Genomic DNA, 20,883 nt, shown 5'->3' on the forward strand with positions numbered 1-20,883 from the left:
CACTTCATCTATAACATCCTCTTTCATCTGTTTAGCAATCAAGCTAGGTCGAATTTTTTCTAACCAATTTTGATCAGGTACATAGTCAAGGAAATTGCCGATTGTCGTTAGAACTATCTCATCACTAGATAATTCAACTAATCGTATAAAATTGAACTGTGGGATTGCTGCTACATAATTGATAATATTTTTATCGGTGTGTTCAAAAGACCCCATATACTTTAAGCTATTATTATCGTAAATATCGATTAATTTCATAGTGTCATCTCCTGTTAACTTTTTTATTTGTAATTTTAGTTAGTGTATATATTCGCTTTTCGGAATATATTGGTTTAACTCAAATTGTCTTAACATATTTCTTCTATTATTGGTAATATCTTCCGTTAGAATAATTTTTTTAATGTTCTAACCATTCGGTTATTTCTTTCAGTTTCTGTTCATCAAGTTGATAGCCCAACTCATCCATCATTTTTATATCTTTTTCCAACGCTACTTTCATTCTTTTACTTTTTTCATTTTTTACCTCTTCAATTGTTGGTGAAAAATCAGGACTTATATGTGAGGTAATGAAGCCTTTATAACGTTCGTACAAATCCTCTAGTGTATCAACCCACTCAGTAGTAACAGTACCAGTGGTTAGCGTTACAAAACTATATTGTGTTGCAGATTTAAATTGAGTTCTTTCGACAACTATATGCCACGCAGGATTGACGTTTATTCCCCACAGGACTAAATCTCCTACTTTTAACATGGTTTAACCCTCTTTCTATTTAATTTCCTCTGTTAGTAAATTAAATTGATGGATATTGAAAGAATTATGATAATCATATTTATTTGATTCTCTCCCTACTCTAACCAGTAGATTGTATTGTCTGTACTCGGATATACTCTTAGTTTTCGTCCAGTTAGTTTTATCAAATCAAATAATAAGCTGGTAGGTAGTCCTTCCTCTTCCAGGGCATTTGATCGATAGCTATGATTAGTCATCAACGTGCTAGCAACTTTCTCATCTAAAACTCTTTTATCTATTAATAAATCGACTAATTCACTTAAAGATAAATAGATTTGCTGTTTTGCATGATTCCCATCGAGAGTTTTAGTCATAAATAACCAACTCCTTTGGATCGCGTCTATTTTTTTCAGGGTAGATAGTCAACTTATCTACGTAAGATTCCGCTTCTTTAAGAGTCGGAAATTCTTTTATCTTCTCACCATTTTTAAACACGACATACTGTACTCCAATTAACTTGATTTTGTACATATAATCTCCTCCTATTGCTTCGTTTTTCACTTAATTCCGTCTTATGATACCTATTGCATTACTCCTTTAGATACTGTTATACTAAAGGAGCAATGCTTCGCTGTAGGCTATATTGCGTGCTTATCTTAACTACCGATTAAGATAGGCTTTTTTTGTTTCCTAAGACGTTACGAAACATGTCGTATCTCCCCTCCGATTAACTCGTTAACTCTCTTTAACCATTCATTACTGGCTTCTTGTAGAAATTTATCTGCATTTTTATTTTTGTAACCATGTAATTGTATGATTTTTTCATCTCTGTACTCTAAGGTGTAATAAGGTTTATCTAACTCAGTAGCCCTCCTAATAAATACTATTGTCGTTTCACCATTGGCATGGCTATTAATATAGCTACTCCCACCGACACACATCTCTAAAGATTTTCCTTCTTCAATTAATTCCTTTGCATCTTTTGGCAATAGAAATTGATAACCTTGAACTCTCATTTCTAATTCTTTTAGCTCTTTCGCTCGTTTAGCAAATTCCTTGCGGACAACTTCCCTTTTCATTGCATTCAACCTAGCTACTGCCTCGTCATGTGCTTTATAGATATCTTTGGGAAGTATGTGACTTTCACTTAATGAAATATTCAAATCTTTTAAGGTGTTAATGTAATCTACATAGTATCTAGCATTCACCTTATGCTTAATTAAATAGTTTTGAAATCTAATTAAAGATAATCCATTAGGAACCTCATCTAATAGTCGACTTGACAAATATTTTTCAGCACCGTCGATTAACTTACTCCCTCTATTCTCTATCTCATTTTTTAATTCCCACGTACTATATTTTCTATCGCTCTTTTTAAAAAATTCTTTATTCCTTTTTAACCAGTTAACAGTTACTTTACGCATATCTAATCTTTGCGCAATAATTTCCGAAGCTAATTCACATGCCCCTATTTTCTGTGCAAATTCGATTAATCGTCGATACTTATAAATATGAGGTAACTCTTCTGGATATTCTTCTTCTAAGTCTAAATATCTTAATTCAGAAATTTCACCTATACGATTTAACCAATTATTTTGATATAAAAGCAGATACTGTGTACTATAGCTGAACATTGTTCCAGTATTCGTTAGACCAAATTCATAATGATCAATATTTCTAAGTCCAATTTTTATATGATTATCATTTGCTAACTGCTCTAGGTTTAACAAGTAGCTTAAAAAAATTTGTTTTCCATTTTCAAATTTTGAAACGATTGTGTAAGTCTGTATTTCAATTCGCTTTTTCGTACAAAGAACAGTCATGAAATTTTCTTTTCTGTCGTAAAAAGTTAGTCTCGATTTTTTAGTTAACCTTTTCTCACGTACGTCATTATGGTTTCTCTCCGAAGCAATAATTTCTTTTTCCTTATTTTTCCATACGTACGTTGGCATTTGTTCATAGCACCAATCAAAGAATGCTTTTGGCGGTTTCAGACAATTTTTAGCATAATCATTCGCATTTTTCATAGAAAATCTAGCAAACTTAATTGCTCTCCTTCCGGTGATTTTGTTTCTTTTTTAGGAACATGGTTTTCTTTTTCGCATTGCTTACTTACTGTTACTGATGGATTCGTTACGCTCATCTTTGGTTGCTTTATTTCAACTTCTTCACTCTTAAAGTAATCTGTCACCCATTGAAAAACATCATCATGGATAATTAGTGCGCACCCTCCAATTGCTTGCTTCATTGCCTGCGAGTAACAATACTGCATTGCCTTTCTAATACTTTTCCCTTTCTTTAGAATCCCCTCTAAAAGCTCATTATCTACTTGTACCTGTTGGCACAACCAATTGTGTATAATATCTTCCGACCTTGGACGTTCCTCACTCATTTCTTCCATCATCTTGGCATGTGCCTTTTCTATTAATTCATTCATTTCAATTCTCCTTTCTTATTGTGTGGTGCTTTCCATAAACTAGAAAGCACCTATCCGATTATTTTCTCGATATGAGTAGTAAGTATTTTGTCCGACAATAATATGGTCTAAAAGCTCGATATTTAACATTTTTCCGCACGATTCAATATTTTCGGTCACAATATCATCTTCCTTGCTTGGATTCGGCTTGTTCGAGGGGTGGTTATGTGCGATTAAAATTCGACAAGCATTTGATAGTAACGCACGTTGAAAGATATCTCTTGGGTGACAAGTAGTATAGTTTAACGTTCCCTTATGGACGATTGAGTAACTGTTAATATTATTCTTGGTATCTAAACATAACAGCACTAAATTTTCTTGTGTGTCATAGCCAATTTCATCTTGCAACCACTTTGCAATTGAATAAGACGAGGTAATCTTTAACGGTGGAAACTCTTCATAAACACGACATTCTTGCTTGATTTTGACGATTTCATAGACTTTTTCCATAAATTCAGCTCATTTCTTTTAAGGTTTTGGGTTTTCAACATACATTTTTTTTAACGTTTTTCTGAGGCGAAAAGGTTTTAAAAAATTTCAATTTTCAGATCGTTAGATTTCGCTCCTTTCTTTGATTAAACTTCGTTCCATTTCTTCCAACTGTTATCCTCGGCGTGCTTATGCCCTACACCTGTAGCAGGCAGAAAAAAAGGGAGTGCTGTAGGGAAAAGTTTTGAGTGATCTTCTCAAAAGTTTTCCCGCCCCTTTTTTTCTGACTGCGGAAGGTGTATAAGCAGTGACGCTGAGGGTAACAGTGGTTTGGGAAGAAATGGAGCTTAATCAAGACATCGGACGAACGAGCTGAAAATCGCTTTGAAATTTAAGCCCTTGACCTTGAACTTGCCTTTTGGTTTTGATCTTGATCTCTTGTTTTTTACTTATTCTTTTGTCGCTTTTCCTGTTGAGTAATCAATGATTATTCCAGTCTGTATATTTGGTATCAGAACGTTGAAATTAATCTGCTTGTCTTCAATACTCTTCGCTTCTAATTGGATAGCGCGTGGGACTAACTCTGTTTCCGTAAAAATAGGTGTTACTCTATAACGTACATGATTATTTGTACTCTTTAAGTATTGCGCAATTTCATTTTCATACTTGACCATGTGAATCTGATTTAATTCTTGTGTGCCAGTAAATAGGTTTTTCCAGTTTGCATTTTCACCAGTTAGTTGAAATCCGAGTAATAGCGATAGGTAATCCTTTGATATTATCTCCGGATTTTCCCCCGCTCCACACCGTACGTGAGACTTTCACCTCATACGGCGTTCCATCTTATATCATTTCTTCTAATTCAACTAAATTACATAACTCACGATAGTGTTTAATTTTTGTCAGTTGTTTTCCGTTTAACTGAAGGATATTTAAATAGTTATTTATCGTGCCTTTAGAAACCGCATGAATCAAAATATGAACCCATTTATGAACAATAACTAAATTATCAAAGCTATCCGTACCACCTAAATGTTTGGGTATTTTATGGTGGCAATGGACATCTTCCGCTTTAAGAAATGCTCCTGTGACTGCACATAAGCCTTGTTGCATAGAATATTTTGAAATTCTATTGTCCGCGTATTCTATATTTTTATTATCAGAAAGGTACATAACCATTTTTGAAATTTCTGTACATATATTGGGCAAAAGTTGGCTGTAAATTTTCTTTCGCCCCTTCTTTGTATAGAAACATATATCTTGGCTAAAGCACATATCATTTTTCGTTTGGACATCTGATATCGGATATAGGTACGCTCCTGCAATATTGTAGGTTTTATAGCTGTTCTTGTGTAATCTCTTATAAGTTGCGTTTGCTTTAGTGGGTGGTCCATATTTCCCTGCTGATTTCAACCGATTACGGAAAGTCTGCATAAGACGATAGGCGATTTCGTGAAAGTCTTTATTTACATGTGTAGCTGATTGAAAATAATTCTTTGTTCCTAGTAAATACGCATTGTATTTGTAGGCTGATTTTTGTATAGGGCTTTTCTGAATTTCACGAATAAGGCATCTAAGTTTTTCACTTATCTGTTTCTTTTTGGCTTTTGTTATATACGTATGAGCGACATAGGATTTTCGCTTTTTGACAGCTTTTAACGTGAAGCCCAAAAATTCTGATTCTCTTTTCCTTAGATTAGTTATTTTAGATTTTTCTGGTGAAATATCTAAAGATAAATGATTGTTCAAATAGCCTTTTATACCGTGGTAAATTCGAATTGCTGACTGGTGATTTTTAGTAAATATCTTGAAATCATCAGCGTAACGAACGATAAACATTTCTTTTAGCGTTGTTTTCCGCCTTAAGCCCCTTAATCTTGAAGATGGGTGATATGGCTCTCTCGTTTTCATGAATTCCCATTGGTTGGCAATCCACCAATCAAGCTCATTTAATACCACATTAGATAACAAGGGAGACAATATCCCTCCTTGCGGAGTCCCCTTTTTCGGAACACCCTCTCCTTCAATTGGGGCTTTTAACATCTTGGCTAGAATTGCTAAAACTCGTTTATCTTTTATCCCTATCGTATATAGTTGCTTTATCAGCTTATTGTGATTTACATTGTCAAAGAATCCTTTTACGTCAATATCTACCACGTAGTGAAAATTCTTTCGCGTTAGAAATTTACATCTTGCCATTGCGTGTTTAGCTGACCGATTAGGTCTAAATCCATACGAATGGTTATAGAATTTTGCTTCACATATTGGTTCTAAGATCTGTAAAAACATTTGTTGGATAACTCGGTCTCTCATTGTTGGAATTCCTAGTGGTCTCTTGTTACCGTTACTTTTTGGAATATAAACCCTTCTTACTTTCTGAGGTTTGTAATCCGACAGTACACTTCGAATATATCTGACAAACATTTCTGTATTTGCTAGTTTATAATCATCGATCGCGATCCCGTCTACTCCAACTGTTTTTGAACCTGTATTATTTTTAATCACCCTGTATGCCAAGAGGATATTTTCTCTGGAGATAATTCGTTCATACAAAGGGACAAATGTTGTGGATTTGTTTTTGCTTCTCTCATATAAATCGTCTAATACTTCTTGCATACCGTAATATTCTACATATCGTAAATACGTACTCACCGATGGATAACTCACTCCTATTTTGGAAGTCCCATCATCTTACTCGACCCTGTAAGTTTCATTCAGTTGTTTTAAAATTCAATAATAATAAGACTTGGGGCTATCCCTCCATGCGAATTACCACATATCAACAGTACTGTGCCCCTACTCTCACAAGGATAAAATAATTTCGATTGTTCTCTTATATATACCTGCTCATGAATTAGATGGTTCTCATGCAGTTCCTTGCTTTCCACGTTCCAATTAAGTTAGCTTTGCATATATCCTTAGGTACTTACTTTGAGCCTGTTAATTTATATCTTCTTTGTTAGGTATTCCGAATTTCTTCCTCATCACCATACTTTTCGGTAATTAACCCTGCGCACGCAGTATATAGTTTTCACTATATTACCGATTTAGACCCGTTCATTCGCAAGTTCGTCAGTCAACGTTTGACATTCTTACCATAGATAATTTATAGCATCCCGACCTATCCTCAGCCATATCTTAGGTACAGACTTAGGCTTTGTTCAGCCGACTTCACCTGGCTTCACACAATAAATAGCTATTCCTATTTGTTGCATGCAGGAGTATCAGATAGTTTGTTTCAGCTCAACTTGAAGGCTTTCATTCCAAACTTCACTTAATTAGTTATAACTACATATTTTGTAGTTCTCCTATTTCGTATTTACATACTTATAAGGAAACGTGTCACACAATGACTTCTATTATAGAGCCACACACCACTTTCTAGTTTTTTCTGATTCCAGCCTGTTGGATAAACGTTCGATATATCTCCCCGTTCTTCTGTTGGCATCATAGATTGGTGCAATAGTGCATCTGCGACACCGACCCGATTAAGGGAGTCGAGATTAGAAAATGTTTGCCAAGTGCCTGCATCTATCGACATCTCTTCAGCTTTAAAACTCGGATAATTGCCGTTTACTTGGATAACAACATTCTGACCATCATAATCAGGCAGATTCTCAACCTCTTCAACTGAGATTTCTTCCTGATAGGCCCAATCACCGAAAAAAGCAGGCAACTGAACATTGATTTCAGATAAGTCCATCAAAGAAGCAGTAAACCCAAACAAACTAAATAATGCTGCGAGTATGAATTTTGACTTACGTTTCATATCAGTCTCCTTAATACAAAAAGCATTACCTCTCAAAATGAGTAGGTAATGCTTTTATGTCATCATTATTTTTATTATAAGTTGTACCATGATTTTTCCTTCATAGCTCTGGCTCATTGTCTTTTTCCGTTGATCGAAGTTCAGATTTTACTCGAAAAGTAGAAAGATCTTGGGCCACATTTCGCTCTTCAATCGGTTGACGCAAATACAACTCACGTTCTTTTTTCGAAGGTAATGTACGATACAATCCCTCAAATGCTTGTTCTTCTTCTAAATGATCCTTTGCTCGATAGAATGACATCAGATTAAAAGTAAACTCTAAACGTTTGATATCATGAAAAGGAACCATCAAATAGTTTTCGCTGTCCAATGTGCCGTATGCAGCATTGGCTGAAATTAACGCTGTACGCTTATTTCCATCTTGAAAAGCCTGTAATTTAGCCAGTCTAGCGAAAACCCACCAGGCATCTTTTTCTGTTCGTTCAGATTGTTCAAACTGATCCACGATTTCTTGTAAATCGTCCCTAGAAATAATCTCTTTAGGGAAATAGTGTTCTTGACTAGCTTGATCAAGAACAATAGCTATCCGATCATCTTCATTGTAATATGAATTTCGCAAATGACCAGGTAATTTGGGCTGTTCTTCAGACGGTGAATCAAATTGCTTGTTCACTTCGATAATACCATCTACAGAAAAACCTTTTTCTTTTATCGCATTGATCCCTTTTACACTATCCATAAAAATAGCTATATCATCTCTATTTTGACGGAGTGGTTTCGTAGATTTCAAATCTAACGCTTTTTTCGTTTGATAAACAGAGCTGCCGTAATTATTCAAACTACCCAATGATTGAATGAATTTTGCGAGTGCCGTAGTATCCATAGGTTGACCACCTCCAGTATCAGACATTTAATTTTTGAGCCAATGCTTCAGTCATCGTTTTAGAAAAATTAATTCCTTCATTCGTCGCACGCACGTTCAACCAATGTGGAATTTTGATTGTTTTTTTATCAAGTTGGACATCTTTTAAATAATCATTTAAGTCGACAGAAATCAATGTCGCAAATTCTGTTTCAGGGTTTACAGAAAGGGCATTGATAGCCGTAGGTGTTGGCAAAGGCATGTTTTTTTCGACTAGGTCTCCAAGCATAATACCTAACGCATCTGCCGCAAGTTCTAATCCTTGGGCGATATCTTCCGATTGCGTGACCGCTCCTTCAACATCAGGAAAATAAATTCCGTATCCAACAGGATCTTTTTCAAATATAGCTGGATAAACTTTTTTCATTTCTATCCCTCTCTTTCTTATAGACACAGTGGGCTTATTTGCCCACTGCTTTTCGAACAGAATCCTCTACTCTTCTAGATAACTCTTTTGAATGACTGGTAAGAATAACTGGTCTAGGAAAATTTTTCTTTATAAATTTCCTGTGTGACCCCTTTCCACCCTTCACTTCAACAAAGCCAGCATCTTTGAGTAATTTCTCTGCTTCTCTAATTGTCATGGGCATTTCAAGCTACCTCCTGACAATAATATTATAGCACGTACAGGGCGTACAGTAAAGCTTTTTCGTGTCTATTTATCAAGATCAACCGAATCGGATACTGCCTTTTCTGTCAAAATACTCAATGCTGCATCGTAAGTTTTTAATTGTTTCTCAAGCAACTTTACTTGTTTTTCAAGTTCTTTTTTCTCACCATGTAAGGATTTTACTTTTTCTATTTGTTCAAGATTGGACGGATCATACTTTAGTTTTTCGTTCGCTCTAAATAACTTGTCGTCCAAAGTTGCTCTTGCTGCTTGCACAATTTCATAATTATCATAAAAGTCTTTCCCTAAAACATGTGGTAGTTGATCGCTGCTGACTTGACGGGTTGACAAAATATTTAAAGCTGTAACCATTTCTCGGACATTTTGAATAGCAGAATTTTTTCGTTTTGGAAACAGCCCACTTTCTCCAGAAAGATAACTTGCCAAAGACGCTCCCTTAACAAATTTATTTTTCTGCCCTTTTTCATCACTCCAAAAATAAAAAATATCTTTATAATTAAAATGTGCCTCGTAGCGTCCGTCTTCCAATTTCTCTAACATGTAATCAGGAACTTTGACCACCCCTGTTTCATACCGGCCATAGGCAATCTCAACATAAATCCCTGTCATGGTGTCTCTTTGTATTTGCCAGGGTTCAATGACAAAGATTAGATCGGGTAAAGATTCTTTTTCTGTTTTTTGTTCGACATATTTTTTTGCAATATCCATTGCATTGAAAACCGCTTCCGGTTTATTTTTACTTACCCGCTCGATAATATTTTCTTCATTGTAGATTCGTTGTTTTTTATTTATCGTATAATCACGAGCTGGACGTTTTTGTGGCAGATCCAATAATTTGTAGTTGATCACTTTCCCATATTCTTCTGAATTATGATTAGGGTCAACATCAATATTTAGAAGCCTTGCCTTAACTAAAAAATCATCCCAGCTTGTACTATGGGTAAGCAAAAAATTTAAACGTTCTTTTAATTCCACTCGATACGCATTCTTTCTTCGATATTCTTGATACTTTTTATGTGAGTTTCTTTTAGGCGTATCGAGGATCATTGCGCCGTGATAGTCCGCTAACTTATCGGAGTAATTTCTTAAATGAGCCGCTGTTCCTCGTTGCCAGCGGAACTTAGTTAAATCGACACTTGAGGTTGTATTAAAAATAATATGGTTATGCAAATGGTCTTTATCAACATGGGTGGCAATGACAAATTCATAATCTTCACCTAAGAAGTCGAGCGCTGTCTGTCTTCCAATTTCATGAACTTCTTCAGGTGTGAGATTGTCTTCAGGATCGAACGATTGAACAATATGTCTTGCAATTACTTCCTCAGTCTTTTTTTTATTCATTTTTCCACGGACTCTTTGAGCCAATGTTCTTGTTAAGTTCATTTCAAAAAAAGCATTGTTCACGGCGTTAACTTTATGACCACTCGTTAAAGTTTGATTTTTTGTTTTTTCTGGATCTAGAATGTATCTTATCGCCTCTTTTAGATATCTTTCTTGCTTAATCGTGAGCGTTTTAGTCGTTGGCACTTCACTCCCTCCTCGTTAGCTTCTGAATTTCTTGTAGCAAAATGTCTTGTGAACGTACATAGTTGTTTTGCATTTTCGCGAACTCTGAAACGAGATATTGGATATCTTCTTTTTCTACAAGATCTGTCTGATTTAATTTATGGGCAATCTGGTTGATATTATTGCCGATCATATTCAACTCAGAAACATATTGCCCCGTTTCACCTAAAGCTTCCTTCAAATCTGTAAAATCTATATTGATTACCCATCCGTTAAGGGCCATTAGACGAATATAATTAGTCATTGTTCCTATTCTCGCTAAGTTCATATTTTTCTTAATTCGTTGCTTTTCTTCTTCAGTAACATATACTTTTATTATTTCATTACGGAACAAGTTTTTTTTATCCATTTGAATCTCTCCTACGATAATCACTTAATGCTTCGCAAGGCTATGCCTTGCCCACTCCCGAACCAAAATCTTCCGCCCAGGAGGGGCGGAGTTTCGACAGTGGCAAGCATAGCGAGGTGGTACCACCTCACGAAAAACCAAAAAAGAAGGGAATCCCGAAAATCTACGATTTACGAGTTTCCTCTTTTTTGGTTTTAAACTTGGGGCATGCCCCAAACCCCATTTTCTTTCATTACATCATTGACCTTTTACGAATTCTTCGAGATCCGAAATGAGCTTTCTGAATGATTGTTCAGATTCATTTTTTAGTATTTCCTCTAACAAAGCAAGACTAGAAATGTGAATAGCGATTGATTCTTTCTCAAATTTTTCTAAGTTTCGTCTTTCTGATTGCAACTGACCAATCACTGCTTTTACTGGTGGAAGAATAAGTTCTTGAGATTCGTCTCGTTCAAATCGCTGACAAACTTTCCAAAGATAATACAGACACAAAGGTCGCTTTTTAATCAGTTTTATCATCTTCGCTACTTTCTGAATTGCCTTTTAATTTTTCTAAAGTATCCGCTAAATTATAATCTTCCTCAGATCGTTCTTCTTTTTTATTCGCCTTGTCTGTTGCGACATTGTCCATTGCTCGACTTTGGAGTTCTCGCGCACGTTTGATTTCTTCTTCCAATGTTGGTCGAACTTGCTCAATTTCTTTTTCGTACATATGCGCAGCAATCTTTTGTAAAAAGGTATCGCTTCGAACAATCAAGTCAGTAAACAATTGTTGTAATTTCACTTTTCCGTTATTCATTGATCGTAACTGAGTTAACAAACTTAAATTAAGAGGCACGGGATTAAATCCAAAAACAATCATTACAATAGACGCAATACTTTCATTTTCAAATCGAATGATATCGTCCACCGATCGTTTCTCTTTTTCTAAAAGACAAATAATCAAATCAGCAAGTGTTTGTTCTTCTCCCTGATTCGATTTTATTCGAATCGTATGCTCTTCAAGGATTGATTCTTCTCTTTCTTCAAAAACGATTGTCTGATTCGCACTCTTTTCCAAGATAGCGAAAACTTCTTTCGGACTCGTTTCTATTTTTTTAGTTTCTTCTTTTCCTTGCGTTTCCGTTTTTTCAAAATATGGAACGATCGGGGCATGAGTGATTGGTGTAAGCAGCGTTTGTTTTTCTTTCAGGATCTCCCCAGTTTCACTATTCACTTTTTGTTGGTTTCCTCCAAATAGAAAGACAGGTTCCGCATTATTCTTCAACGTCCTATTTTCTCGAATCCAATCATGGACTTCTTTTGATTCAACTGCTTCTGCACGTTGATAAAGAAGCAACAACTGATTCATTAACGATAAGTTTTTTGTCTTAGGTATACTTCTTAAAAAGCGTAGATAATTTTTTTCATCTGTCCAGTCAGTTAAGTGATCAATAACATAGGCACAGATACTATTTGAATCTCCTTCATCTAACAATTTTTGAAAGTGATCATCAATAACAAAAGCTTCTTCTACTTGTTCCGCTATTTTATTTTCTAACAAACCAAGCAACATATCCTGCGTTTCTTTTCGATAAAACTTTTGGTCATTTCGATAAAAATATGCCAAAAACATTTGACGTGCTTTTTCAATTTCATTCCCTTCAGCTTTTCCTATGCTATCTTTTGTCTTCAACCATACTTGTTGGACAAAAGCTTGCAAGAGCTTTTCAAGATCATAAGCATCCAATTTCGTTTCAGGCAGTAATGCCTCTGCCTTTACGTAATCCTTCCAAAATGAAGCGGGAAGTTCATCAAACAAGCTAAGGCACATCGAATAAAAATCAATGGTTATCGGAACGATTGGTAAATCTTGTTTGTCAATAATTTTTGCGTTCGGATTGAATAAATAAGAAACAGCGAACAACTCTTCTTCTGAAAGAGGCGTTTGTGTAAAAAACGCCTCTTCAATTATTTCATATGGTACGCCTAACGCTTCTGCCGCATATTGAAACAATGAAACAAATGCACTATTCCGTTTTTCTACTCCGTATCCCGTTAGATAATCGAAAATGTCATGAGCATGTAAAGCAATGTCTAAAGCTGACAATCCATTCTTGAGTTTTAAATTTCTGGCCAACTTTTTTCTTTTCGCTATATTCGCTTTTTCGTAATTGTCAGGAAACAATGTTGGCATTCTTGTTGCCCTCCTTTATCCCACTTCAAGTTCCGTCTCTGTCTCTTTAACGGAAACAGATTTGTTTTTTTCTTCAACAGCTATTTCCATTGATCGAATCAAGTCTGATTTTTGTGTCTGATTTAAATCTTTAATCGTTTCCGTTTGTTTTGCGCTCGCATTAAGTCCCAACTGATTGCTTAAATCTTCGATTCGTTTTAATTGTTGCAACTCGATATTGTTCATTTTCTTATCCGCTTGATTCTGTTCTGCTTCTGTTACTGTATTTTCAGCTGTTGTTTGTTCAGCCTCTTCAGCAATTATTGGAGCATTTTCCTCATCTGATAGTTTAGGCTCATTCTGTAGAGTAGGTTCTTCCGAATGCTGTTTATTGTGATCACTCACTGATTCAGCGGTATTTATAGTTGGCTGAGTTTCAGGTACGCTAGGCTCCTCTGAAACCTTCTCCTGTTCTTTTTGAACTGGTTCTTGCGAATCCTTTTCCTGTACCTCTTGCGTTTTCTCAGCTAAAGGTGCTTGATTTCTTTTTTCCTCAATGACAAAATTTCGATCAATTGTATTTGACAATTTTTTTAACAAGCCGTTGATTGATAAAAGTTTGCGATTAAATGAATTTTTCAAACCTAAACGAATGTCATCCATTGTGTTCGTCACTTGATACACTGTATTATTCTTTTGTGTTCTAACATACTGTTTTAAGTTTTCTTTGAAATCAGACAAAATTTGACCGATTGTTCTTTTTACTTTGGTTGTTTCTTCTTTTATCTGATTCTCAGTCGGCTCGCTCAAAGCATCCACTGCCTCTATTGACTGTTTAACAATGGTTTCAACTTGCTTTAAATGTGTGGCTAAAATATTCTCTATATCAGCCATGCTACCGAATTGCTCTCCCTTATATCCTACTTGCTTAAGAAAGGCATCGACTTCCTGCTTCGTTTCATCAAAAGAAACATTGATCTCCTGGATAAAAGAGTGATTAGAAGGTTGAAGCTGTTCGTTCGAAGAAACAATACTGCTCGACTGATCTTGTTCTTGCTGTTCTTCTTTTGGTAAACTATTTGAGCCTTGTGGTGAAGATTTGATCTCTTCCTCAAGTCCTTGCTGATAAAAGTTAGAATAATCGTCCTTCATTTCTTTTAGCTCTTTAATGTAACCCTTTGAACGATTAATCCTTTCCAATATAGAGTTGGACTGTTCTAAATTAACATTGGATCTATCGATACTTTCCAATCCAGCAATGTCTATTTCAAATTCAGCTATTTCACTTAAAATAGGCTCGATAGTATTCTTGTCTAGTATTTCCACAGCTAAATTTAACTTCCGTAGTTCCCAATCGGTTTCAGAAACTTTTTTCCAATTGGATTGATCTCTAAAATCAATACGTTCTTTCTTCAATGTTTCAATTTTATTGCCTAACTCAATATACTTCTTACTTTTTCTCTCTTCTAAAACTTGTACTTCTGCCAAATCATTCACTCCTTGTACTCGTTCGACTGGTTGATTGCCTATTTTATTATTATGGTTTCGTCTAACTTTAATATCCCCTACTTCATTTTTTCGTAGTAAAGCCCCTATCACTTCTTTTTCTGTCTCTGTTTGAGGTTTATATTTCTCGGATGGAAGAAAATCGCCAGTTTCTTGTAGCTCTAAGGCCACTGTTTTCAATCCTTTAACAAAATAAAGTGTTGGATTTTTCTCCCCTGGCATAACTGCTTTACTGTCGATGAGCGCTTGTGCATGTGCGCTAATGTTTTGGTGCGCTTGTTCAGCTTGTCCGTTAACTTCTAACAGTACTTCCTGCAACGAATTTCCATAAACATCATTAAATACTGCCCTTTCTGTAATCATTGTCAGCATTTCATTCAAATCTGTTGAATAGTCAGCAAGTTCAGATCCATCAAATAAAAAAAGCGTCTCTTCAGACTGTTCCTTCATTTCTTCCAGGGAATCCTTGAGAATCGCTGTAATTTGTTCCATCGTGTCCGTTTGAGGAATAGCGTTCATATATAAATGAATAGCTTCTTCTTGCTTCTGAATAGCTGAAGCTTTATCTATTAAAGTAAGTTCGCAAGTTTCCAAAGCGTCTCCAACATTCAGTTCTTCGTTCTCATGAATAAATTTTACCGACTTGATACTTTCTATTTTTGTATCAACTTGTGTCTTAAGTAACTCCTGATCAGACCTTGTTCCTTGTTCTACATCAATTTGTTCTTTATTTGATTCTAAGACTGCAGTTTTCAAATTCGGAAAGGCACTATCAAAAAAAGTTGTGAGCTTATCACGCATATTCTGATCAAACAAAGCATATTCAATATTTGTTGCATAAGTCTCTTTTGATTTAAGAAAAATACTATTCAGTCCAGCTTCGTTTACATATAACTCAAAAGCTCTGGCGAATACTTCTGTAGGAGCCGTGTAATATCCTGCCTTCTCGGCTACGTAGCTGCCTTTGCCGTTAAGTGAAAGGTTTTCTCTATATCTTGTAACAATTGGCTTAAAATCGTCTCTCATGCTCAATAAACGACCGTTGTCTGTACCATAATCTAATGCATGACCATACTCGTGAACAAATGATTGTATACCCACGCCACCAATTTCATCGTTTGTATCTCTAAAGTCTATAGCAATCGTATTCTTGTTAGGTACATACAGTCCAAGAGCTTTATGATTCCCAAGCTTCCTCAAACGCAACTCTGGTAGTTTATCGCCAGTTTTCGGTAAAATGTCGTGCATACGTTCCATTTCCTTCTCAAACTGTGAAAACAGCGTTAGATCCACATCGTTATCTATTTCAACAAATTGGAAATACTTATTTAACGACGTTGATTCCATTATTTTACGCGTATCTTTATTGATATTCTTTTTTGTCTGCCATGCAGAAGCCCTGGTTTGCTTATCAATATCTTTTTCATACTCTCGTTGAAGAAAAATATCGTAGGTACTTTGAATATATTCTTCTACAAAACTGATTAACTCGTTTTGTTTCCGAGCGTTCTGAATCGTTTTCGGATAGAGATAGGTTGTTCGGTTTCCTTCTTTGAGCAGATACGGAGACTTATCTAGATTTACTTTCACTGGATTTGTCGGATCATTTGACATATCTCCCCAATTAGCAGCAACTTGTTCCTCTAGCCATTGACGTTCTTCACCTTGTACCTCATTATTTTCTAGCATTGATTTCATTTTTGAAGGATTATCAAGATACTTTTCTCTTTCATCTCTAGGAAGTGTGGCCAAAAAAGTATTCGTCAATTCTCCATGGGGATTCTTTTGGAATAAATGAGCATTCTTTTTTCCGGTATAACTTGCAATTGACAGTCTCTCCAGTAATCGTTCTAAGTCCCGTCTATCAAACTTAAGCTCCTGAACAGTATCATCAAATTCTTTTAAAATATCTCGCTGTAATTTATCGTATCCAATCGCTCGATTCATATTCCCTAATGCGTAATAACTTGGATCTTTAGAATTGCTAGACGAAAAATAATAGAATTCACCGTGTTTTGTGCCACTCTTGTTCTTTGGATCTAAAAGTACATCAACACTTTTGACGTGTTCCTCAGATCCATTGATTTTTCTTCTGATAGCGGTAGCTGAGTAAATTTTCTTTCCCTCGGCTTCACTTCGGAGAAAAGAACTTTCAACTACATCAATCGGTCTTACCTTAACTTCCGTTGACCAGGGTTGGCCATTCCAGTCATGAAACGTTGCGTCTTCCTTGCCTACCGGATAACCATCTCTATTCCGAATAAACGTGTCTACTGCTCTCAGCTCATCTTCTTGCGTCCACGTGCCATTCTTATAAATATTATCGGCCAGCTTTCGAAATGCGGTATATAAAGTATCCTTTTCAGTAAACACTAGCGGAGACGAAGTGGTTGTCCCATATTTCTTTTTAAGTAACGAAGTTAATTGATTTTCCACTTAACATAGCTCCCTTCCTTAGTCTCTATCAAAAGCTTGCTCGTTATCTTGATATTCATCCTTTCTTAAGTCGATTAAATTCTCAGTAGAAGACGTTTCTATCACCATTTTTTGGAATTGATCTGAAACTTGTAAAAGTGCTGAAACAGCTCCTTTTTTGTACTCAGTCAGTTCTCCTTCTTGATAGTCTTGGATCAACCGAAGAATAAAGTTACTGAACTGTGTTTCATTAAATGTGTTTTCTTCCATAATTTCCTCCTATAGCTGGATTGCTGCTAGATCTTTCGTTGCAACATCTTGTTGAACATTGTTAATCATTTGTTGTAGGGAAGCTGTTGCTTCTATTCCCTTCAGTAAGCCTTTTTGGTACTTCAACTCATCGTTCCAATCATTTTTCTTCATTCCTTCGTGGCATTTTGGAAAGTGTGGGATTACATCGATGTTGTTTATACCAAAACTGTTATAAAAGTCTTTCGCTGGCCTCTCGATTTTCCCTCTTTCTGGATTAAATTTTGCTTCGTCATTATCCAAAGCGAGAACAATTTTTAACTTTTCATGTCTTACACCTGCAGATCCTGCTAAATCATCAATTTTTTGTAGCCAGCGATCGACACTCACTTTTTCTTCAATTTTCTTTACATAACTTTTATCTGCACAAAGTGCCTCAACGACTGCACGTGAAATAATTCCTTTGTTTAAGCCATTCATGGCGACTAATCGACAGTTGGTTAATCGGTTTTTGTGCAATTCGTAATAACTCATCATATCGATAGGAGCTTCAAAAGCGTAGACTGTGAAAGGATTTTCTGATGTAGCTTTACTAAATTGTGCCTTATCACCAATATCCACAATCACGCCACTAGTCCCCTCACTATTGTAGAGAGTCTTTTTTAATCGACCTTTTTCCGGATAAAGTTGCTTATTATACCAGATTCCTTGTCTAGCTCCTCCAACAATCTTTCCTTCGATATCTACGTGCTTAAATACAATCATTGGTTCGGTTTTACCTGTATCGAAATCTTTATGAATGCCCTGTACCATGATTCCTTTATTCAGAAAAAAATCGATTGTTTCATCCGATAAGCCACGTTCTTCTCGTAAATACTTCCTGGCATAATCAAATGTATTCGCTTCTCTCACTCGATAAATAAATGGTTCTTTCTTTGGAATCTTCGCCCCATCAAAGACGCCAGCTTCTGTTTCAAGGAGATAATGTAGCGCTTCTTTGAACGACATATTATTGATTACCTCAACCATCTTGATCACGTCTTGGTTACGAAGTTCATTCCCTTTTGAATACCAAGAAAAGGTGTTTTTTCTCGGATTAATTTTAAAACTTGGATGTTCAATCCATACATACTGATGCCCTGCACGTTTTAACTCTAGTCCTAAAGAACTAGCCACATCTAAAATATTCTTTTGTTTGGCCATCTCCATCAATCGATTTGGATTGTAGTTAGCCATAAATATGCTCCTTCCTTAATGAAAATAATTATTTTTTCTGAGGTAATATTAGATCCAAACAAAAAGAAGTCAGATTCATTCCTTGAAAAGTTAAGGATTGGATCTGACTTCTTGAACAATAATTTACTCATATTAATCGATACTTGATTCTTTCTCTTCTAGCGACACACGCTTCCCCTTTTATCAATTTAAGCCTGTAATCGCAATCTCCTTTCTTCTAAAATGATCGGCGACTGTTGCTTTTTTTGCTCCACCTCATGAATCACTTGTGTATGCTCACGGTTAAATGTTTCCAAAATCTCCTTAAAGTTCGCTTCTAAACCTGTATTCACCGTATGTTGCCGAAGTTTTAGTTCATCCATTTTCCCCTGTAATACACGAGACAGCTGCTCTGTTTGTTGTTCATACTCTTTTTTGATTGTCTGATCAACCGTTTCCTTATAGCTATTTTTAATTGCTGCAGTTTCTCCTTCAAGCTGTGTGGTAAAGGACTTTTCGATATTCTGTAATGCTTGCTGGTGTCGCAATTTTTCTTCTTGGACTTGTTGCTGCTTTTGATTGATCAACTGGCTTTCTAAATTAGCTAATTCTTCTTGTTTCTTTGCTTCTAAACGCTTCGTAACTGATTCCTCGATCAAATGACGCTTATCTAATTGTTGGATCTCTTGGTTGATTTTCTTCGTCTCTGTCTCAATAAATTTGGTCAATGCTTGTCCAAATTCAACTTTCGTAGATTGTAGAACCTCTTGTACAATCTCATCTGCAGCAACTTCAATGTCGAGTGATTCACCTTTTACAGGCTCTGTATCCATAAATTTTGTCATTTCCTCTAACATATTATCTTCTGACAGTGTTTCTGCAGAAGCAGTTGTTGATTGGATTTCTGTCGCTTTTTCTTCTCTAAATTGTTTTATTTCTTTTTGATGACGGTCAAGTGCTTCTTTGATGGATTGTAGTTCACTTTTTGAAATCTGTACGAATTCTTCACTGTTTTCTTCTGATAAAACTTGTTCTTTCTCCATCTCTGAAGAGCTGCTAAGTACTGATTCTATTTCTGACTCTGTTTGTTCCGGTTTATCTGTTTTTGTTACTGGCTGAATATCAGCTTCAAAATCATCTAAAGTGAGTGCTTCATCTGAATCCACGGAAAGAACAGGTTCTGAATCATTCACAGACTCGACAATCGGCTCCTCTAAAAAATAATCGATCGGTTTTTTCGTATAAAAATCAGCTAATTCTGCGACCCAATCAAATCCTTCTTCCTGTGGTAGATGAAGACGCTTCGCATAATAAACCGTACCTTCCAGATTATTCCTCACTTTAGTCACAACGACTGAACCCTTTAAATAGTCTCTTCGAAACCGGTAATCTTCCTCCTGAATAAATCGAAAGAGATCATCCGGATTAAAGATCTCTTCTTCTTTCAATAAGGTACACTCAGATAGTTCATAGATAAACTTTGGCTTTCTTCTAAACATTAACCTTTAGCTCCTTTCCTTCGGCATTTTGATAATCACTTGGTGGCGCTGCTTGATTAAATGAATGAGCCAACTGTGCTGCAGATGGTCGATTTTTCTCTTTAAGAAAACTTATGGCCTCTTCAACAGACAAGTCTAATTCTGTCAGCGTCATTCGAAAGCTTTTGGTCTCTTCTTCACTGATTTGACTTTGTAATCTTTTAATTGTTTTATCTAGCTGCACTCGTTTCTTTTCGGCATCTGCTAATTTTGATTTAAGTTTTTCTAATTTACTCTGAGTCATTTGTGTCACTCCTTAATTGATCTTTTGGTCCGTCTAGATCAGTCACATGGTTATCTTCAAAGCGTAAATGGTACGCTTCTTCTATCATAAAAGGTGCGTCTTGATATGGTGCCTGCTTTGCTATACGTACAGTTATTCGATAAAGCGTCTCATCGTTGGTATCTTGATAAATCTGAGAAGAAAGATAGCGACTGGACAAGAGTTGCATGGAATTGGAAGTATTTATTTCATTCGTTTCATTGAACGTATCAATCAACTCCTTCAAAACTTCACTATCTGCCTCTATTTCCTTCTTATCATAGAGTTTCTCTGTCATCAATTCTTGTAATAATTCAGCCCTTTCGGTCACTGAGTCTTCTTGCAATTCCCAGGTAAAGTAAACACTTAAAAAATTTCGGATATTAGAAACTTCGTCTACTTCTCTCACTGGCGGCCGACTCGATTCAGTGGTCTTTATGGTCTCCTCTTTGCTTGAAGACGAACCATCAACTAAAGCCACACGACTACTTTCCTCCGTTTTTGTTTCTTGGGATTCAGCTTGAGAAGACTGAATCTGATTTGGTACTTCCAAGGTTGGTGGTTCAGCGTTCATAAAATGAACAACTAATAAAATCAAACCAATAAAGATCAATGCTGAGGTAACCACCCCGACCCCTACTAATAGCCTAAATTTCCGCTTATCTTGCATT

22 protein-coding genes and 1 pseudogene are annotated in these 20,883 nt (G+C 35.9%); all 23 read right to left on the reverse strand.

Annotation, left to right across the window (positions count from 1 at the left end):
* On the reverse strand, positions 1–258 hold a 258-nt coding region (locus tag IGJ99_RS14225; RefSeq protein WP_438770928.1), incomplete at its 3' end, for a hypothetical protein.
* Positions 259–397: 139 nt separating this feature from the next.
* Positions 398–751, reverse strand: coding sequence for a hypothetical protein (locus tag IGJ99_RS14230; protein WP_438749059.1), 354 nt, complete (start codon positions 749–751; stop codon positions 398–400).
* 95 nt (positions 752–846) lie between these two features.
* Positions 847–1,104 carry a hypothetical protein gene (locus IGJ99_RS14235; RefSeq protein ID WP_347082650.1) on the reverse strand — a complete coding sequence of 86 codons (258 nt, stop codon included), beginning with the start codon at positions 1,102–1,104 and terminating at the stop codon, positions 847–849.
* Positions 1,097–1,261 carry a hypothetical protein gene (locus IGJ99_RS14240; RefSeq protein ID WP_271525124.1) on the reverse strand — a complete coding sequence of 55 codons (165 nt, stop codon included), beginning with the start codon at positions 1,259–1,261 and terminating at the stop codon, positions 1,097–1,099. Before IGJ99_RS14240 ends, IGJ99_RS14235 begins: the two co-directional genes overlap by 8 nt.
* Before the next feature lie 167 nt (positions 1,262–1,428).
* Complete coding sequence (locus IGJ99_RS14245) at positions 1,429–2,757, reverse strand: PcfJ domain-containing protein (RefSeq protein ID WP_347082652.1); 1,329 nt, start codon at positions 2,755–2,757, stop codon at positions 1,429–1,431.
* Positions 2,754–3,167 carry a Cas9 inhibitor AcrIIA9 family protein gene (locus IGJ99_RS14250; protein ID WP_347082654.1) on the reverse strand — a complete coding sequence of 138 codons (414 nt, stop codon included), beginning with the start codon at positions 3,165–3,167 and terminating at the stop codon, positions 2,754–2,756. The genes IGJ99_RS14245 and IGJ99_RS14250 overlap by 4 nt, the downstream gene beginning before the upstream one ends.
* Before the next feature lie 39 nt (positions 3,168–3,206).
* Entirely contained in the window at positions 3,207–3,656 is a 450-nt protein-coding gene (locus IGJ99_RS14255) for a JAB domain-containing protein (RefSeq protein WP_010736452.1), read from the reverse strand.
* Positions 3,657–4,084: 428 nt separating this feature from the next.
* Positions 4,085–4,396: pseudogene (locus tag IGJ99_RS14260) on the reverse strand (DNA/RNA non-specific endonuclease); the annotation flags it as partial.
* An 82-nt stretch (positions 4,397–4,478) separates the two neighbouring features.
* On the reverse strand, positions 4,479–6,251 hold the full coding sequence (gene ltrA / locus IGJ99_RS14265; RefSeq protein WP_438753811.1) for a group II intron reverse transcriptase/maturase: 1,773 nt from the start codon (positions 6,249–6,251) through the stop codon (positions 4,479–4,481).
* A 703-nt stretch (positions 6,252–6,954) separates the two neighbouring features.
* Positions 6,955–7,404, reverse strand: coding sequence for a hypothetical protein (locus tag IGJ99_RS14270; RefSeq protein ID WP_438749080.1), 450 nt, complete (start codon positions 7,402–7,404; stop codon positions 6,955–6,957).
* 100 nt (positions 7,405–7,504) lie between these two features.
* The gene (locus IGJ99_RS14275) at positions 7,505–8,287 is read right to left on the reverse strand and encodes a Fic family protein (RefSeq protein ID WP_347082425.1); all 783 of its coding nucleotides are present in this window, start codon (positions 8,285–8,287) and stop codon (positions 7,505–7,507) included.
* Positions 8,288–8,306: 19 nt separating this feature from the next.
* Positions 8,307–8,693 carry a type II toxin-antitoxin system HicB family antitoxin gene (locus IGJ99_RS14280; RefSeq protein WP_034690421.1) on the reverse strand — a complete coding sequence of 129 codons (387 nt, stop codon included), beginning with the start codon at positions 8,691–8,693 and terminating at the stop codon, positions 8,307–8,309.
* Between the two features lie 34 nt (positions 8,694–8,727).
* Entirely contained in the window at positions 8,728–8,916 is a 189-nt protein-coding gene (locus tag IGJ99_RS14285) for a type II toxin-antitoxin system HicA family toxin (protein ID WP_023520664.1), read from the reverse strand.
* 65 nt (positions 8,917–8,981) lie between these two features.
* On the reverse strand, positions 8,982–10,484 hold the full coding sequence (locus IGJ99_RS14290; RefSeq protein ID WP_347082423.1) for a relaxase/mobilization nuclease domain-containing protein: 1,503 nt from the start codon (positions 10,482–10,484) through the stop codon (positions 8,982–8,984).
* 1 nt (position 10,485) lies between these two features.
* Positions 10,486–10,872, reverse strand: a complete 387-nt coding sequence (locus tag IGJ99_RS14295; RefSeq protein WP_077152001.1) for a plasmid mobilization protein — start codon at positions 10,870–10,872, stop codon at positions 10,486–10,488.
* A gap of 237 nt (positions 10,873–11,109) precedes the next feature.
* Positions 11,110–11,391: a hypothetical protein gene (locus tag IGJ99_RS14300; protein ID WP_438770929.1), complete on the reverse strand. Its 282-nt coding sequence runs from the start codon at positions 11,389–11,391 to the stop codon at positions 11,110–11,112.
* The gene (locus IGJ99_RS14305; protein ID WP_438770930.1) at positions 11,375–13,048 is read right to left on the reverse strand and encodes a hypothetical protein; all 1,674 of its coding nucleotides are present in this window, start codon (positions 13,046–13,048) and stop codon (positions 11,375–11,377) included. The genes IGJ99_RS14300 and IGJ99_RS14305 overlap by 17 nt, the downstream gene beginning before the upstream one ends.
* Positions 13,049–13,063: 15 nt before the next feature.
* Positions 13,064–16,969, reverse strand: a complete 3,906-nt coding sequence (locus tag IGJ99_RS14310) for an LPD1 domain-containing protein (RefSeq protein ID WP_438770931.1) — start codon at positions 16,967–16,969, stop codon at positions 13,064–13,066.
* A gap of 18 nt (positions 16,970–16,987) precedes the next feature.
* Entirely contained in the window at positions 16,988–17,218 is a 231-nt protein-coding gene (locus IGJ99_RS14315) for a hypothetical protein (RefSeq protein ID WP_169059085.1), read from the reverse strand.
* A 9-nt stretch (positions 17,219–17,227) separates the two neighbouring features.
* Positions 17,228–18,433: a hypothetical protein gene (locus tag IGJ99_RS14320; protein WP_438752341.1), complete on the reverse strand. Its 1,206-nt coding sequence runs from the start codon at positions 18,431–18,433 to the stop codon at positions 17,228–17,230.
* Positions 18,434–18,621: 188 nt separating this feature from the next.
* Complete coding sequence (locus tag IGJ99_RS14325; protein ID WP_169059091.1) at positions 18,622–19,911, reverse strand: hypothetical protein; 1,290 nt, start codon at positions 19,909–19,911, stop codon at positions 18,622–18,624.
* A complete protein-coding gene (locus tag IGJ99_RS14330) occupies positions 19,904–20,194 on the reverse strand; it encodes a hypothetical protein (RefSeq protein WP_169059090.1) in 291 nt (96 codons plus the stop codon). The genes IGJ99_RS14325 and IGJ99_RS14330 overlap by 8 nt, the downstream gene beginning before the upstream one ends.
* Positions 20,181–20,882: a hypothetical protein gene (locus IGJ99_RS14335; RefSeq protein ID WP_265262173.1), complete on the reverse strand. Its 702-nt coding sequence runs from the start codon at positions 20,880–20,882 to the stop codon at positions 20,181–20,183. Before IGJ99_RS14335 ends, IGJ99_RS14330 begins: the two co-directional genes overlap by 14 nt.
* Between the last annotated feature and the right edge of the window lies 1 nt (position 20,883).

The organism is Enterococcus sp. AZ095b (assembly GCF_051714725.1).
GTDB classification, from domain to species: domain Bacteria; phylum Bacillota; class Bacilli; order Lactobacillales; family Enterococcaceae; genus Enterococcus_B; species Enterococcus_B pernyi.